Source organism: Psychrobacter sp. CX21 (assembly GCF_057396255.1).
On sequence record NZ_JBXYJG010000008.1, the window covers coordinates 71,300 to 89,155 of the forward strand.

The following is a 17,856-nucleotide window of genomic DNA, read 5'->3' on the forward strand; positions in this document are numbered from 1 at the left end:
TAGTTTTAATTTTTTAAAAACCGTTTTAGGACTATCTATGTCGCTAGATAATAAACCTGAAACTTTATAATATATAAGGATAATAAATGAGTAATTCCAATCAGCCTAAAGATACCAATGCTTCAAAAGATGCGCCTATTACCTCAACCGTTGTCAGTAAAGATGGCAAACAGCTTCTTGATGAAACATTAGATAATAACACTCAAAACACAAAATCCAAAGCTCAAACAGATTTTGCAGATTTGAAAGAACAAGTTGCTAATTCTCCTAAAACTGAAGCTGACAAAGTAATCAGTGAAGATAGATCTGCTAAGCAAAAGATTATAGAAGCACGTAAAGAGCAAACAGAACAAGCAGACAATCTAAGCGCTGCTGATAGTGCTAATACTAAATCGGCAGATTCAAAAAAGACTGAAAGCATCAGTACTTATACTAAAACTGATTCAAAACCAAAATCTGATTCAAAATCAAAATCTGATTCAAAACCAAAATCTGATTCAAAACCAAAATCTGATTCAAAACCAAAATCTGAGCCAACTAAATCAGATGCTAATAAAGAGTCTAAAAAAGAATCTGAACAAACGACTACAAAATCTGACTCTGAATCTGAATCTAAATCTAAATCAGCCTTGAAAGGTTCAGATAAGACAGCGTCTTCTAATACTAATACCGAATCACCCGCAAACACTAATTCTACTTCTAAATCAAACTCAAAACCTAATACTAATAAGGAACCATCAATGCCAGATAATGCACCATCAATACGTCCTGTTGCAATTTTAGGCGGTAACCGCATACCTTTCGCAAGATCAAATGGCCCGTACGCTGATGCTAGTAACATTGATATGTTAAGCGCGGCTTTAAATGGCTTAGTAGAACGTTATGAACTACAAGGTGAGCGTGTTGGTGAAGTGGTTGCTGGCGCTGTTTTAAAATTAAGCCGAGACTTAAACCTTACTCGTGAATCTGCTTTAAACACCGCTTTAGACCCGCTTACTCCTGCTTATGATATTTCTCAAGCATGTGGTACGGGACTACAAGCAACGTTTGCAGCAGCGAATAAAATTTCTCTAGGTATTATTGATTCTGCTATAACTGGTGGTGTGGATACCACCTCTGATGCGCCAATTGCCGTAGGTGACGGCTTACGTAAAGCACTTATCAAACTTGGTGCTGCTAGAAATAACAAACAGCGCCTTGCTGCTTTAACCTCAATTAATCCTAAAGACTTAATTGATGCTCCTCAAAACGGTGAGCCTCGCACTGGTATGTCTATGGGTGAACATCAAGCAATCACCGCTTTAGAATGGAATATTTCACGCGAAGATCAAGATGAATTGGCGGTTAACAGTCACCATAATCTAGCTCGTGCATATGAAGAAGGTTTCTTCGATGATTTGATAACGCCTTTTAAAGGATTAACACGCGATAATAACTTGCGTCCTGATTCTTCACTTGAAAAACTGTCTTCATTAAAGCCTGTATTTGGTAAGCGTAATGCTAATCCAACGATGACTGCTGCTAACTCTACCCCATTAACAGATGGTGCCTCTTGTGTCTTATTAGGTACAGATGAGTGGGCTGAGCAGCATGGCTTAAAAGCGTTGGCTTATATCACGCACCAAGAAACAGCTGCCGTTGACTTTATTGGTAAAGATGGGGTTAAGGAAGGTCTATTAATGGCACCTGCCTATGCGGTTCCACGTATGTTAGAGCGTGCAGGCTTAACTCTGCAAGATTTTGATTTTTATGAGATTCATGAAGCGTTTGCTTCTCAAGTATTATCAACGCTTGCTGCATGGGAAGATGAGACTTTCTGTAAAGAGCGTTTAGGTCTTGATAAGCCACTTGGATCAATTGACCGTAGTAAGCTTAATGTTAATGGTTCTTCATTAGCAGCTGGTCATCCATTTGCTGCTACTGGTGGTCGTATATTAGCTACTGCTGCAAAACTACTTGATCAAAAAGGTTCAGGCCGTGCCCTAATCTCAATCTGTGCAGCGGGTGGTCAAGGTGTGACTTGTATTGTTGAAAAATAATAATGAATAACTGATTTATTAATATTACAGATGTATTTGAATTATTAATAAGTTGGTAAATTTATAAAAAAAAGAGCCTTATGGCTCTTTTTTTGTGTCTTATAAAATTAATATCGCTTGATAGCAATAACAATAATATAGTCAAAGAAGTCTAAAATGGGCGTAAAGCAACCGAGTGCAAGTTCTACTCATATAGGCTTAGCGAGGTTAACGCCTTAACCGTTTAGTAGTTCGCTAATTAAACTGAATGAAAGAAACTTCTAAACTGTGTATGTCGCCTGCAGTGAACCAGTCATGCCTGCTAACATTCTTTCAATTTCACTTTTGATGGCCAAACCATTTTTATCATTACTCAGTTGCACTGCAAATCCTGAAGGTCGACTTCCTTGGGTTCGATGATTTATCCAAACCACCCCACCTTGAAAATTTTGTCTTTCACTAGATCCTAGCAAGCTTATTGAAACCTTAAAAGTATCGCCTAAACTTACCCGCTGCTGAGATGGAATGAAAATCGCCCCATTTTTTACATAAGGTAGATAGCTCAGATAAAGTTTATGATTGTCAGGTATATCATATTCTATTATGTTATTCATATTAGGCTCAACCATGTCACAACTCTTCTTTTATTTTTTATTTGAAATATTTAATTTATTTAAGCTATTTTGGTTATTAAAGCTATTAAATTATTAATGCTATTAGAATGATTCAATGGCTTTTATAAGCTAAGTTATTTGCCCCGCTCTAAGCTAAACTCTAAGCCCAGCTATTATCACCGTAAATTAATCATAAACGCGCGATAGATTCGGTTAACTTATCATATGCCATTTTATCTTGAACATTTTGGTGTTGAGCCAATTTGATATCATAAATATTTGATATAACTGCTTGTACAGACTCAATGTTTAGATTCTTAATGGAATTATAATCTTCAAACCCGATATCCCTTTGTAATGGCGTTAAACCTAAAATATATCGACTAAAATCCATTAGCATTATTTCAGTAAGCTTTAGCAAATCCTCCAAAGTTAATGTTTTTTGCCAGTATTCACTGGCAGCAATACTAGACCGTTTACCAGATTTAAGTGCCAGCCATATCTTTATCCAATTATCGCGCTGCTGATACCAGTCAGATGCTAGTAAGTCTAGAGCAGCTAAAGGGGCACCATTCGCCAGTTGCAAACCCTGTAAAACTTGTTGGCTAAATTGATGATCATCATTATAAGGTATCATTTGTTCAGCTATAATACGATTCTTCAGATACGAGATCATGTCGTCAGAATTTTTACACTCCAAAGACACATGCTGGACGCGGCTTTTTATTGTGGGCAGCAACTTAGAGGGCATATCTGTTATTAGCAGTAGTTGTATACCCTCTCTAGGCTCTTCAAGTGTTTTGAGTAGAGCATTGGCAGCTGCGGTGGTCATAGAATCAGCATTATCAATCACACATATTCTTCTGCCAGAACTTCCTTGATTAATAAAAGGCTGTAGATGTCTTATGTCATCAACTTTGATAGATGTTAACGGCGTTTTTTTATCAATATTAGCTTTAGTTTTAGACGGTTTTGTTTTTTTTGTCGTGTCTTTTTTAGCTTGATTCAAATTGTCTTCAGATTGTATAGGCAAACTGCCTGCAGGCAGTACCATAAAATCAGGATGTGTACCTGATTTCAACCAAATACAGCTCTCACAATGTCCGCACGCATTATCATAGCTGAGACCGTCATTATGCTTTAACCCTTGGGTATCATTACCACGGTTATAACACAGCAGCCATGCGACAAACCGCCATACAAATTGTCGTTTACCAGTACCCGCCATGCTTGAGAACAATAGGCCATGTGGTAATTTTTCATGTCTATCTAATAGTTGATGCCACGCACTAACCTGCCAAGGTAGAATTGGTCTAAAATATGCTAATTCTTCGGCACCTGTATGCGCTTCATTATTCATCGCTAGCTTCTTTTAATGAGTACTTTTATTGAGTACTTCTATTGAGTATTTAGATTGAGAAATTAATTTAATACTTCCATCTTCTTTTAGTTCTAGTTAATATTTATTTAACAAAATGTCATCGTGGTTCTATGATTAAACGATTAGGTTTATATTAAACTATAAGCTTGTATTTTTAGACACGTTATTCTTAATATAAAACCTTTAACCCATAATATGTAGAACGATACTTAATTGTGAAAAACACTAACAGGCATTTGGTTAAGTCGATCTAAATCTTGCTGGGTATCTACGCCGGCGGGTAATTCTAATAGCGCTTGGGCGATAGCGATCTTTTTACCATTCTCTAACACGCGTAATTGCTCTAAACTTTCAAGCCCTTCCAAAACGCCTTTAGGCCACTTTACAAAGTCTTGGAGTAACTTAACCCGGTATCCATATATTCCTAAATGACGCATACCCATAATGGATGACGCTATTGCGGCAGTTGACGCTAGTTTATTGGATACGTTAGGGCCATTAGTTTTGTTAGTTTCGTTATTTATAGATACTCTGTCAAAAGGAATAGGCGCGCGGCTAAAATATAAAGCATGACCTAAAGCATCTACTACAACTTTTACAGCAGACGGTCTTTTAAATTCATCGAGAGTTGTTATGGGTTCATATAAAGTAGACATGACACTATCGGGACTATCAACTAATAAATCTCTGACTTGCTTTAATAATACAGGCGGTACAAGAGGTTCATCACCTTGCATATTGATGACTATATCGTCAGCAGACCATTTCTTAATCTGTGCAACTTCATTTAGCCTATCAGTACCAGAGACATGATTGGCATCTGTCATGACAACGTTAAAGCCCGCTGACTCGCATACTTGTCTAATACGTTCATCGTCAGTGGCGATACATAGGTCATCTGCAAAATCAGCTTGATGGGCTTTTTCTGCAACCCACAAAATCATGGGTTTATTATGAATGTTTAACAAAGGCTTTCCAGGTAATCGGCTACTTTGAAAACGTGCAGGAATGACAATGTGTACTTTAGGTTGTTTGCCTAACATAATATTTTTATTCATTTTTAAGGCTCATCTAATTACCTAAATTTCAAAAGATTATGGTGTGCTGAAACAATAATTTGCTAAACCACTATAAGATATACAAATACAACTTTGAAAGTATTTTGCCTTCAGTAATCAATACCAATTTGTCTCAATTGTTTGTGCAAAACATCATAACATTTATTAGATAATTCAGCGTTAACAGGTAAAACCCAGATAGACATTTTCGCAATTTGACTGTTAGCTCTAGCTAAAGGTCCAATTTTCACAGCATCTTTTGAGGTAATGACAATCGGATAATCGGTTCGTGATAATAAATCTTCTTCTTTAAATTTATGATGATCAGGCATAGCGACTTCTATAACCTCAAAACCTTGCGACTTAAGTGTGTTAAAAAAACGTTTGGGATAGCCTATACCGCTCATGGCGTATACCTTTTTGTTTAAAGGGTTAAACGTAAATGCATTACCACCCTCGCTATCTACTACGGTATCGTTAATCAATAAAGGCTGTAAAACGTCAGCTTCAAGGTGCATAGAAAGCTGGTACTTAGGAAGCTGATCATGTATCGTATTTTTGGTGTCGATTGAATGAGGGGGATTAGAGTCCTTAACGTTTGGTGCAATGTGATATATAACGGTAGCGTCATTTAAACGACTTATTGGCTCTCTTAAAAATCCTGTAGGCAGCAGCTGCTTATTACCAAACCCGCGCGCACTATCAACAACTATCCATTCTATATCTCGCTTGAGTTTATAATGCTGTAAACCATCATCAGCAATGATTAACTGGGTATCAGGCGCATGACCTAAAACACACTCAATCGCTAACTGTCTATTAGGTGATACCGCCATACTAACCCCAGTTCGCCTAACGATTAAGCACGGCTCATCCCCTACCTCAACGGGCTGACTATCGCGAGTAACAAACTTAGGCATTGAAGCCTCATTGCCGCCATATCCTCGGCTAATGACACCTACCTTGACGTTTTTTTGTTGTAGGTAGTTAACCAGCTCAATTATCAAAGGCGTTTTACCACTACCGCCCACGGTTATGTTACCCACAATCATAACTGGTACAGGCGCCCGATAATTGGTTAGTAACCCCCTATCATATAACTGCCGCCTTATAAAAATAGCAATTCCATATACCCAGCTAAATGGTAGAAGTAACCATAACCACCAAGCTTGAGACTGCCATGCCGCAACCATACCTACCTCAAGGCTTGAAGTAGACTTAAGGGAATCTATAGGGGTTGACGAGTCTTCATCGGTCATAGGGGTATATAGTGATCCTTAGTGTTTACAGTCAATAGAATTTATTCTTCAAAGTCTCTTGCATACATTTGGGCATATTGCCCTGATAAATTCATGAGCTCGTCATGATTGCCTACCTCAACGATAAGACCTTTATCCATAACTACTATTTTATCGGCTGCTTCGATAGTAGTTAATCGATGTGCAATAACGATAGTTGTTCTATTTTTCATCACATTATTCAATGCTTTTTGAATATAATACTCCGACTCGTTATCCAATGCACTTGTTGCTTCATCCAAAATCAAAATAGGGGCATTTTTTAAGAGTGCACGTGCTATAGATAACCTTTGCCGCTGACCGCCTGATAACTGTAAACCTTCAGCACCAATTGAGCTGTTATAACCCTGTGGTAAATTCATAATAAATTCATGTGCAAATGCAGCTTTAGCCGCTTCAATAACCTCTTCATCTGACTTATTAGCCAAATCACCGTATGCGATATTGTGCTTGACAGATTCATTAAAAAGGACAACTTGTTGATTTACGGTCGCAATTTGAGATCTTAAAGACTTTAAAGATATATCATTTAAAGGAATATCATCAATATAAACGGTACCACTAGTTGGATCTAATGTTCGGGTTAATAAATTGACCAGTGTGGTTTTACCAGCCCCACTTTTACCCACTATGGCGACTGTTTCACCCGCATTAATAAATAAGTTAAAGTTATTGAGAGCTTTGGTACCATCTGGATATTGCATCGATATACTATCAAAGCGAATATTACCTTTAACTGAGTCGGTTTGAATACCTGTATCGACTTCTTCTGGCTGATCAAGTAATGTGAAGATTGATTGACCAGCAGCAATCCCTCTTTGAAGCTTCTGATTAACATCAGTTAAAGCTCTAACTGGCTTACTTAGTAACCCTGCGGCTGTCAAATAGGCAATAAACTCGCCTGCTGTTGTGCCTTCCATAACCTCAGGGCGTAAGGCGAGCCAGACGACAACTGACATAGCGGCGGCCATTAATAGTTGAACGGCAGGTGTATTAATACTATTGGTAACAACGACTTTCATGCCTTGTTTTAGGTTTCTTAGTGATGCGGCATCAAATCTTCTGTGTTCATATTCTTGACCACCGTAGTTTTTGACAACATGATAACCACTGATTACCTCATTAGTAATATGGCTCACCTCTCCCATTGTCTGTTGAATACCTTTTGAAAGCATAAGATAGCGCTTTGAAGCTATCTTTATTATATATAGAATTGGAGGTAGTACGACAAATAAGATAAGGGTCAAGCGCCAATTTGAGTATAATAAAAAGCTAAGTAGAGCGATGACTGTTAGACCATCTCTCAATATGGTCTTTAAAGAATCAGTGCTTGCGGCGGTCACTTGCTCGACATCGAAGATTAACTTCGAAGATATGGTGCCTGATGGGTTTTCAATAAAAAAAGAGTTAGGCAGCTTTAAAAGCTTATCAAATACCTCAACACGCATTTCATAAACGATGTTTCTCGAAATAAGGGCCGTAAAATAATTTCCTAAGAATGATCCCACGCCGCGAATTAGAAATATCGCGATAATCAATACAGGAAACAAATTTCTTTGTTCTTGGGTTCCATTATTTATCGCATCAGTTATAAACTGAATCAACTTGGCAATACCAACCTCAGTGGCTGAATTAATAGCAAAACCGATGATGGTTAATAAGATTGCCCACCAGTATTTTTTGACATACTTTAGCAGTCTTAAATAGGTTTGTGCACTGCTTATCTTTACAGGAGGCTGATTAAGGTTGATAACACCCTCTGACTGAACTTTTTGTACTTTTGCAGCGGTAGACTGTACATTGGGTTTATGCTGAGTCATCTATTGCCCTTTATAATTTGACATGCGAAGCATAAAATTTATAGCCAGATAAACCACATAATTCATAAAACTGCAATTCTAAGCTTTTAAAAAGCATCAAGGATTAAATGGTTTTTAAAATACGATATTGAATTAAAAATATGAAGTTTATAGACTAAAGATGAAGGATTCTAATTATAGAATAAAAATATGACTTAACGTTTAAAGTGCGCTAATAAACTTTCTAGCTCATCATGACTATGAAAAAATATCTCAACACTGCCCTTACCGCCCTTTTTCTGTTTTAATTTGACAGTGGCGCCCAAATAGTCTGAAAGTTTTTGATTGAGTTTCTCAACATCTATATCAGATTTAGGTTTTGTGTCTTTTTTTGGTTCAGGATTTAAAATCGATTTAACGAGTTTTTCTGCATCCCGAACTGTCATTGACTCATCGATGATTCTTTGAGCGATAACTGGCTGTTGATCTGAGGACAGAGACAGCAAGGCTCTTGCATGCCCCATATCTAAATGGCTCTCACTAAGATGGTTTTTAACATCGTCATGTAAGTGATTTAATCGAAGTAGATTAGATACGGTGGTTCTTGCTTTACCGACTACATCTGCAATCATGGCATGACTCATACCAAACTCAGTGTGAAACCGCTGTAACGCAGCCGCTTGCTCGATGACAGACAAATCTTCACGCTGTATATTTTCAATCAGCGCTAAAGCAATCGCTAATTCATCAGACAAAGCACGCTCAATGGCAGGTATCGTCGTTTGACCAGCTAATTTTGCTGCCCGCCAGCGGCGTTCACCTGCTATAATTTCGTGCGTTACCCGTTTGGATTTTTTTTCTTCGTTGGCCAGTAGTGGTCTAATAACAATAGGCTGCATCACACCGTGCTGCTTAATAGAGGAAGCCAATTCAGCCAATGCCGTTTCGCTCATATCACGTCTGGGCTGATATTTACCCGCTTGTAAACGCTCTATACGCATTTGTACAAGCGACATATCTTCATCAGCAGAATTTGAGTCATCAAAACCTACTTTTTGCGCACTCGTTTTAGAGCTCGAATTAGCTAATAGCGAATCTTCCGTTAGTGCATCTTTAAATAAAGGACTACCTATTGAGTCGGTATCGTCTTTAGCATTTCGCATAGACGGTTTAACAGCTGGTTTCTTATTTGCGGTACGCCTGTTTGATTCTTTAGTTTTTTTATCAATAGCTGAAGCATTTTTATATGGTGTACCATTCTCTGTCATGCCATTGTCTGAAGTAGCATTGTCTGAAGGAGCATTGTCTGAAGGAGCATTGTCGTCTGACGATCCAATATTTTGCGAGTCATCGCGCAAGGCATCAGCAGTAATTTCTTTTTCTTTTTTTATAGATCCAAGAAGAGCATCTAACCCTCGGTTTGCTGCTAATCCGCGCTTCTTTGCCATGTTAGTTTATCCTCTACTGCTTGCTTATCTGATCTATAAATTTTCAAAATTTAAATAATATAACCCAGCGCAACTACCATAATAACCGTGAATACTTTTATATCAATTCAATTAATTAATATTTCCAATTTAAATACAAACTAACTATTTAATTAAATGAAATATAATAATACTTCAATTCGGTTGAACTATTTAGGGACGACTATTTTAATGGATTGTACAAAGCTTGCAAGGTTATTGATTATTTTTATTAAATTACTTTAGCACAAACTTAACCATATTGACGCCATTAATTATGACTCAACTATAAATGTATAAGGCTAAATATTCACTACTGTATGCTTTGTCTTATAATTTCAGACGCAAGTTTGCGATAGGCCTGTGCACCTTTTGAACTTTTATCGTAATCAATTACTGGCATACCATGAGCAGGTGCTTCTGCAAGTCGTATATTTCTTGGAATAATGGTTTTGAACATAATCTCGCCAAAATGCGATTCAAGCTCTTCTGAGACATCATTTGCAAGTGTATTTCTTGCATCAAATAAGGTGCGTAAAACGCCTCTAATATGTAAATCATGATTTAATTCTTTTAATCTTTCGATAGTTTGGGATAAATCAGCCAAACCTTCCAGTGCATAATACTCACATTGCATAGGTATGATCACACCTTGCGTGGCGACCATTGCATTAATGGTTAATAGATTAAGACTAGGCGCACAGTCGATAATAACGTAATCATATCCCTCTACAGAATCCAATGCGGTATCTAATAATAAATGACTGTCATTCTTACCCATAAGCGTAATATCAATTCCGGATAGATCTCGATTTGAGCCAACCACATCAAATCCTGCAGGACTTTGATACGTTGCCTCCTTAATACTCACGCCTTCAAGCAGTACATCGGCAATTGACAACGCTAGATCACGCTTTTCAAGTCCAGTACCTGTTGTGGCATTACCCTGAGGGTCTAAATCAATAAGCAATACTTTTTTACGCCGAGCTGCCAAACATGAAGCAAGGTTTACAGCTGTCGTGGTTTTACCGACACCACCTTTTTGGTTTGCAATAGCGAGTATTTCCATAACGTTACTTTTTTACCTAGGATCTATTAAATAGTCAATATGGAGCAATGAATATCTTGATGCTTGCTTTTAAATGTATGTACTGGGATCATTAGCAGCTTAACTTTTTATAATAAGCAGTATGTTAATTAATAAAAAGTATGTACATAAATAAAGAGTATGTGTTTAACAGCACCTGTCTTTATGAAGTGCATTTGATTAAACATGTGTTTGATTATTTCTTATAAAGCTCGATAATGTGACGCGTTTCATTTAAAAAGGGCACGTCTAAAGGCAAGCTTTCTACATGCCACTCATGCGTGACTTGGTTTAACTCCTCCTCAGTAGGAATTAAACCCTTCATAGCTTGCAAGCAGCCATCTTTAGCTAATCGCGGTGTAGCTGCCTCTACAAAATCAGTTAAACTTGCAAACGCTCTTGAGGTGACCACATCATACTTGTCAGTGTCATCTAAAGTATAGTTCTCAATCCTACTGGCAATGGGACTTACGTTCTTTACATTAAGCTCACTCACCAACTGCCTGATGAATCTAATCTTTTTTGAATTACTATCTAATGCCGTTACTTCTCGATGTGGCTCACAAATCGCTATAATAACACTTGGCAAACCTGCACCAGTACCTATATCAAGTAGTCTGCCCGGCTTTAAATGAGGCACTATCGCCAAGCAGTCGATAATGTGCTTTATTAGCGCTTCTTTAGGTTGCTTAATAGCTGTCAAATTATAGGTTTTATTCCAAAACAGCAACTTATCTAAATATAATAACAGTGTCCAGCGCTGCTCGGTATCTAAGTTTAGATTTAATTGAGTGACGGCATCATCTAGTAGCTTCTCCAAGCGGTCTATATCATTTTTAATTACAAAAAAATCAGAGCTTGTTATCATAATTGAGATACTCTACTGCACAAGGTTATATTTGATCAACGGTATAAAAAAATCGACTATTTAAACGATACTATTTGAACAATGCTATAAGCAATAAGGGACTATCTTGACACACTTGGTTCAAATAAACTCTTTATATCCCTTAGGGTCAACATAACGAAGCATTATAACACGTTCAATTATTTATAAGATATCATCTCAAATTTTATGCACATTTAAACTTTACAGTAATCGAATATGAATAAAGACATTAGCACCAATACTAATCAAACCCCTATTATAAAATCCAATATTAAGCATGAACAAGATAAGGCCACTATCGATCACATTAAAACCCAATGTGTCATTGATATAATAAAATTAAAAAAATACACTGATCCCGACATATTACCAACTACGACAGCCGATACACCAACTGTAGACCCTGCTCTTGGTCAAGACCGTGCGATTCATGCACTCCGAACTGCTATTGATATCCACGCTCAGGGTTATCATGTATTTGCAGTGGGCGAAAATGGATTGGGCAAAAGAACCTTTATTACTCAGTTTTTACAGCGTGAAGGTCGTTTACAATACCCAGATAATCAGGATGTATGCGATTGGGTATATGTTTATAACTTTGAGAATCCTCGACGTCCCCTTGCTATTGCTCTTCCCGCTTCACATGCACCTGTGATAAAAAAAACAATACTTGAAATATGGAATTTACTCAATGATAGGTTAAAGGTCCATAAACTAAATGAACATAAGTTTAATGCCCTCAACACAGAGTCGACCCTATATCATAGTTCTGAAGATAAAGATAAAGATAAAGATAAAGATAACCATACCCCTACTACCGACGATTTATATTCTATCGATTTTAATCCTCAGGACCCTAGCCGCATTGCGCAAGAATCGATTAAAAGTAGGTTTGATAAGTTACTTAAAACTTATAAGGATTATAATAAGCTATATAATTATCTAATTCATATTCAAAATGACATGATTAAAAATGCTGATGTAATTGCAAGTGGCGAAGATGATCGATTTATATGTGATGATTTAGAATTAATTCCTACTCGCTATGCTTTAAACATCATGGTCACTCAGACTAAACAGTGTCAAAGCCATCAAAATGATAACTCAGATAATGTCATTAATAAAACGATATTAAGTGATTTGTTCGATAAGGACACTGCGTCTAACGAAACGGTCTTTAATGACGCTGACTCAAGTGATACGGTCACAAAAGAATATATTTCTTCAGAATCCTCTAAACATGCGCGTTGCGATTTGAAGTACACCAATGACAATGCGCCTATATTATTTGAACCTTACCCTAAGTTGAATAATTTAATTGGTTTTATAGGTAACTCTCTAAAGTCTGGTACAACGGTTACTAATCACATGCTGATCCAGCCAGGCGCCCTACATGAAGCGAACGGTGGGTATTTAATTATCGAAGCAGGACACTTGGCTGAACACATTGACGCATGGCGCGCTTTAAAAAGAACCCTACAATCCAGACAGGTTGAGCTGTCAAACTACCGTCAAAGCGACTTAATGGGCGGTGTCACTTTACATCCTGAACCCATACCTTTAAATGTAAAAGTAGTCATCTTAGGTGAGCCTGAACTATACGATCAGTTTTCTGAAATTGATGCAGAGTTCAATACCACCTTTAAGATTAGAGCAGACTTCCATGATGAGCTTTCAAGAGATTCTGATAATGAAATAGCCATGTCCTCAAAAATGGCGGATATAATCCATAAATATCATCTAAAGCATTTTGACGCGGCTGCACAAGCCACCATACTTGAATATTTAAGCTTATTAAGCGAAAATCAAAATAAATTGAGCTTGCACTCAGATCATCTGATACAACTTATGCTTGAAGCTAATCGTATCTCTGATCAGCGAAACACAGTGTTAGTTGAATACAGTCATGTCAAAAAAGCCATTGATGATAAGGACTACCGGTCCGATTATTTAAAAGAGCTGTATTTGCAAGAGATAACGGATGGTCAACAGCTGATAAATACAAAAGGCTATGCGGTGGGTCAAATTAATGCGTTAACTATTGTAGATTATGCCAATAGTGAGTTTGGCATGCCCGCTTTATTAACCGCGGTATTACAAAATAGTACTGGATCAGGTGATATATTAGATATCGAACGTGATGTCGAGCTTGGCGGCAACTTACATGCCAAAGGCATGCTTATCATGAACAGTTACTTACGTGCTCTGTTTAGCCCCTATGAGCCCTTAAACTTTACCGCATCACTAGCCTTTGAACAAAGTTATGCACATATTGATGGTGATAGTGCCACCTTGTCTGAGGCGTGTGCCTTATTATCTGCATTGTCTGATGTTTCTATATCACAATCGCTGGCGATAACTGGCTCTATGAATCAGTTAGGAAGAGTACAAGCGGTTGGTGGTATTAATACAAAAATAGCAGGGTTTTATGATGCTTGCTTGCATCAAGGCCTGACGGGCACGCAAGGGGTGATTATACCATCAGCAAATATCACTCAACTGATGCTAAGAGATGATATTATACAATCTGTAAAAGAGGAAGAATTCATCTTATATGCGGTTGATACTTTAAGTGAAGCACTGACTATTTTATCGGAAAAGCTAGTAGACCACGTAAATAAAAAAGGTCGTTATAGAAAATCAACTTTATTTGGTAGAGTGATTAAAAATCTAAAAAAATGGGAAGATCAACTCAATCCACCTGATAGTATGCAAGATGAACTCAACTTAAAACCAAATATCGACTCAAATAGCGATGCGAATAAAAATTAAAATAGCAATTCAAATAACAGTATGATTACCAATACGAATAACTATTATGAAGATTTAGATTAAAATAAAGTTCAAGACTATCAGTACAGATGTTAAGTTAATAACTAATTTTTAGCATTCTACTGAGTTCGCAAACTATACATAATGGCTGATATTATTATGACAAAGGACGGCTCTAGTAACAGTACAGCGACAACCGCAAGACAATGGGAACTGCTTAATCTATTAGAACGTGGTAATTGGCGCGGCACTCATCATTTGCATGAGCAGCTGAGCCTAGCCAATTTTGATGTGAGCCTTCGCACCGTACAGCGCGATCTAAATGCTTTATCAAAACGCTTTCCGATAGAAAAAAATAATGCCAATCCTCAAGGTTGGCGCTGGAAAGAAGACGCACCTGTGCAAAGCTTGCCGCATATGAACCTATCGCAAGCCGTTGCTTTTAATATGGTTGAGGCAAACCTATTACAGCTTTTACCCCCTGCGATTTTAGATGAGTTATTCCCTTGGTTCGACCTTGCCAGAAGACAACTTAAGGACAGTAAGGTCTCACATAACTGGCTTGATAGAGTCCGTATAGAACCCGCCACCCAGCCCTTAATCGCCCCTGAGATGTGCCGCGAATGTAAAGATGCTATCTATCAAGCAATATTTTATGAGCGTCAAATCATGGCTCTTTATACGCGCCGTGATAAAGAAGAACCCGGAATATACTATCTAAACCCCATTGCCATTGTTCAACGCGGAGTGGTTATTTACTTATTGGCAACCAAAGTCAAAGATCAAGAAGAGATTATAAGAACTTTTGCACTACACCGCTTTATTGAAGTCACAATTGAGGATGCTAAACCTGCTATCATTCCAAAAGACTTTGAACTCTCAACGTATCTTGATTCTGGTGGGATGGGGTTTGCGTATTATTTGTTCAATGATTTACCCAATCATGGTAAAAACACCAAAATAAAGCTTGTGTTTGATGGTAAGGCGGGTACAAGCTTAACTGAAAGCAGATTGAGTGAAGATCAGGAAGTGTATGAAGATGACTCTAATAACACTCAGACCATAACGGCAACGATTAACCTTACTTCACAGCTTGTTTGGTGGTTACGCGGATTTGGTAAAAAGTTGATTCATATTGAGCCAAAAATTTTATCACATGCTGTTAAACAAGATAATCCTATCAAGGCGGACAAAGCTAATAAAGTAGATAAATCTAATAAAACGCTTTAAATACTATATACATACTTTCTATTAAGAGTTAATTGTATAGTGATATACTCTTTTGATTCAAACCATAAGGTATAATTAAGAATTGTTTCTAACAATTATTTCAAAACCTAACTTTATTCTCATTTCTACGACCATATTAGGGAGTTTTACTTGGACGCTTCAAACCCCACCCTAAACACCAATAAAAGTGTCAAACCGCAGCATACTTCTGATCCAAGCCTTATGATTAATAACCCTCAGGCTGATGGAGTAACAGTTGATAAACCGATAGAACCCGCTACTGATCTCTCTACAAATACGGCTGATGAAAAACCTACTGAAACTTTAATAGACACGCATAATACTTCAAGCTTATTATGCGAATTACCTATCCATAACAGCACGTTGTTGTTTGGATTAAATTTTAAAAATACCAAAGTTGCCAAGTCTGGTATCCTTAATAAAATCAAAGGTAAAACAGAGAACATGGATTTGGATTTATCGTGTTTGGTTTTTGATAAAGAATTAAAAATTTTAGATACGATATGGTTTAAAAAATTACGTGATATCTCAGGGGCTATTCGCCACCAGGGGGACAGTTTGAATGGGAATGATAGAGGCGATGCTGCAAAGCTTGATCGTAATATAGATGTTGAAACTATTGAGCTGCGCTTATCTAGGCTTGGCAGCGCTGCCACACATATTGCGTTTGTTGTCTCGTCTTATAAGAACCATGCCTTAAATAAAATCGATCGAGGCAATATTTATATCAGTGATGATGAAGGTAATGAGATATATTCCTATGACCTCAAACTGCTTGTATCAAGCAAAGTCGCTCTGTGCGTGGCATTACTAAGTCGCGAATTTGATGATTGGAGATTCACGATAAAGAATATGCCTTTAAGTAGCTCTGATATGGATAACATTGAGAATCAGGTGCATGCAGAGCTTATAAGATTATATGGGGCTTAAGTTAAATTAGTTGTTCAATCTTATTTGGTTAATTTAAATTGGTCAATCCTAATTGGGCAATTATGTATATGCTCGACGCTATAAATGCTCGCCACAATGAGGGCAATAGTTCTTTTTGTCGATTTCCGCTATTTTAAACTCATACTCTTGATCTCGTAATAGCTGGGTTATAACTTCTTCGGCTTGGTCTTTATCGAGCCCAACTTCCCGTCTCAAGCGTTCAATTTGATACTTGTCTTTAATTAAGTCAATATATTCATCTTCAATTAACATCTCCTTAAAGCGCTGTTCAAGAAGCTCACGGCGTTGTTCGAGCTCTGATGCCAAACCAGAGGCTAAAATACCCGCAGGTAATGCGGCTAAACCTACCCCCAATATAGTGATAACGGAACCTAAGAACTTACCCAGTGTGGTAACAGGAATTACATCACCGTAGCCTACCGTGGTTAATGTTACAACCGCCCACCACATAGATTTGGGTATAGACTCAAATACCTCAGGCTGTGCTTGGTTTTCTACCACATATATGCCACTTGAAGCCGTTACTATCATAATGATTAAAATAAAAACAACCGCTTTAAACGATTCTTTTTCTTTACTCAATACCACCAATAAAATTCTCATCGCTGTGAAATAGCGGGTTAATTTTAAGAGTCTAAATAATCTTAAAACACGTAAGAATCGTAAATCGACAGTAACGAAGAAGTTTATAAATGCAGGTAAGATAGATATGATGTCAATAATAGCGCCAGGACTACGTATCCAGATCCATCTTTTGCGCCAATTTGATAAATTTGGATGAGCATCAACACCTTTTTCCTCAACTACCGACCATAGTCGTAATAAGTACTCCATAGTGAAAATAGCAATAGAGAACTGTTCGAATACTTCAAAAAAATGTTGATGCGGAAAATAAATTCGGTCCACTGATTCTGCAATAACCGCCGATACATTGAGTAATATTAATAATATTAAAAACTTGTCTACATATTTACTTAATGGAGTTTGATAAGCATCATTTTCAATAATATCGTAAACGGACTCTCTAAATTGTTGATATAGTTTGTTATTTATCATATTGATATTTGGCTTATCTATTTTTAGAGTTAATGATTATGTGGGTAAAGCTGGTAACGTTAATTACTTAATAAAATAAACGTTACATTATCAAGTTGAAACTATTTAATAATAAATATCATTCATTTTATTATAGAGTAGCCTTAGAGTTTTTACTAATTTATGACATAAAAACCCTAACCGCCAATAGCGATTAGGGTCATGATAAAAGAACTT

Annotated in this window: 13 protein-coding genes; 4 read left to right on the forward strand and 9 right to left on the reverse strand. The window is 37.2% G+C overall.

From position 1 onward, the window contains the following. Nucleotides 1-86 precede the first annotated feature (86 nt). Nucleotides 87-2,039, forward strand: coding sequence for an acetyl-CoA C-acetyltransferase (locus AC2SLP_RS06330; protein ID WP_486535824.1), 1,953 nt, complete (start codon nucleotides 87-89; stop codon nucleotides 2,037-2,039). Between the two features lie 260 nt (nucleotides 2,040-2,299). Here AC2SLP_RS06330 and AC2SLP_RS06335 read toward each other — a convergent pair whose 3' ends face one another. From AC2SLP_RS06335 to rsmG, 8 genes are all read right to left on the reverse strand, one after another. Beyond that, nucleotides 2,300-2,647, reverse strand: coding sequence for a PilZ domain-containing protein (locus AC2SLP_RS06335; RefSeq protein ID WP_486535825.1), 348 nt, complete (start codon nucleotides 2,645-2,647; stop codon nucleotides 2,300-2,302). 175 nt (nucleotides 2,648-2,822) lie between these two features. Then, nucleotides 2,823-3,992: a DNA polymerase III subunit delta' gene (locus tag AC2SLP_RS06340; protein ID WP_486535826.1), complete on the reverse strand. Its 1,170-nt coding sequence runs from the start codon at nucleotides 3,990-3,992 to the stop codon at nucleotides 2,823-2,825. A gap of 230 nt (nucleotides 3,993-4,222) precedes the next feature. Then, complete coding sequence (gene kdsB, locus AC2SLP_RS06345) at nucleotides 4,223-5,071, reverse strand: 3-deoxy-manno-octulosonate cytidylyltransferase (RefSeq protein WP_486535827.1); 849 nt, start codon at nucleotides 5,069-5,071, stop codon at nucleotides 4,223-4,225. A 110-nt stretch (nucleotides 5,072-5,181) separates the two neighbouring features. After that, nucleotides 5,182-6,330: a tetraacyldisaccharide 4'-kinase gene (lpxK, locus tag AC2SLP_RS06350; RefSeq protein WP_486535828.1), complete on the reverse strand. Its 1,149-nt coding sequence runs from the start codon at nucleotides 6,328-6,330 to the stop codon at nucleotides 5,182-5,184. A 41-nt stretch (nucleotides 6,331-6,371) separates the two neighbouring features. Then, on the reverse strand, nucleotides 6,372-8,189 hold the full coding sequence (msbA, locus tag AC2SLP_RS06355) for a lipid A export permease/ATP-binding protein MsbA (RefSeq protein ID WP_486535829.1): 1,818 nt from the start codon (nucleotides 8,187-8,189) through the stop codon (nucleotides 6,372-6,374). A 194-nt stretch (nucleotides 8,190-8,383) separates the two neighbouring features. After that, on the reverse strand, nucleotides 8,384-9,616 hold the full coding sequence (locus AC2SLP_RS06360; RefSeq protein WP_486535830.1) for a ParB/RepB/Spo0J family partition protein: 1,233 nt from the start codon (nucleotides 9,614-9,616) through the stop codon (nucleotides 8,384-8,386). Between the two features lie 331 nt (nucleotides 9,617-9,947). Beyond that, nucleotides 9,948-10,703, reverse strand: coding sequence for a ParA family protein (locus AC2SLP_RS06365; RefSeq protein WP_486535831.1), 756 nt, complete (start codon nucleotides 10,701-10,703; stop codon nucleotides 9,948-9,950). Nucleotides 10,704-10,917: 214 nt separating this feature from the next. Further along, nucleotides 10,918-11,589, reverse strand: a complete 672-nt coding sequence (gene rsmG, locus AC2SLP_RS06370) for a 16S rRNA (guanine(527)-N(7))-methyltransferase RsmG (RefSeq protein WP_486535832.1) — start codon at nucleotides 11,587-11,589, stop codon at nucleotides 10,918-10,920. A gap of 237 nt (nucleotides 11,590-11,826) precedes the next feature. Here rsmG and AC2SLP_RS06375 point away from each other — a divergent pair, with 237 nt between their 5' ends. The 3 genes from AC2SLP_RS06375 (at nucleotide 11,827) to AC2SLP_RS06385 (ending at nucleotide 16,563) form a co-directional block, all read left to right on the forward strand. Next, complete coding sequence (locus AC2SLP_RS06375) at nucleotides 11,827-14,382, forward strand: Lon protease family protein (RefSeq protein ID WP_486535833.1); 2,556 nt, start codon at nucleotides 11,827-11,829, stop codon at nucleotides 14,380-14,382. A 159-nt stretch (nucleotides 14,383-14,541) separates the two neighbouring features. After that, nucleotides 14,542-15,612, forward strand: coding sequence for a helix-turn-helix transcriptional regulator (locus AC2SLP_RS06380; protein WP_486535834.1), 1,071 nt, complete (start codon nucleotides 14,542-14,544; stop codon nucleotides 15,610-15,612). A gap of 150 nt (nucleotides 15,613-15,762) precedes the next feature. Continuing rightward, the gene (locus AC2SLP_RS06385; RefSeq protein ID WP_486535835.1) at nucleotides 15,763-16,563 is read left to right on the forward strand and encodes a TerD family protein; all 801 of its coding nucleotides are present in this window, start codon (nucleotides 15,763-15,765) and stop codon (nucleotides 16,561-16,563) included. A 78-nt stretch (nucleotides 16,564-16,641) separates the two neighbouring features. On the opposite strand, the gene AC2SLP_RS06390 is transcribed toward AC2SLP_RS06385, so the two are convergent. Continuing rightward, complete coding sequence (locus AC2SLP_RS06390; protein WP_486535836.1) at nucleotides 16,642-17,640, reverse strand: ion transporter; 999 nt, start codon at nucleotides 17,638-17,640, stop codon at nucleotides 16,642-16,644. Nucleotides 17,641-17,856: the final 216 nt, after the last annotated feature.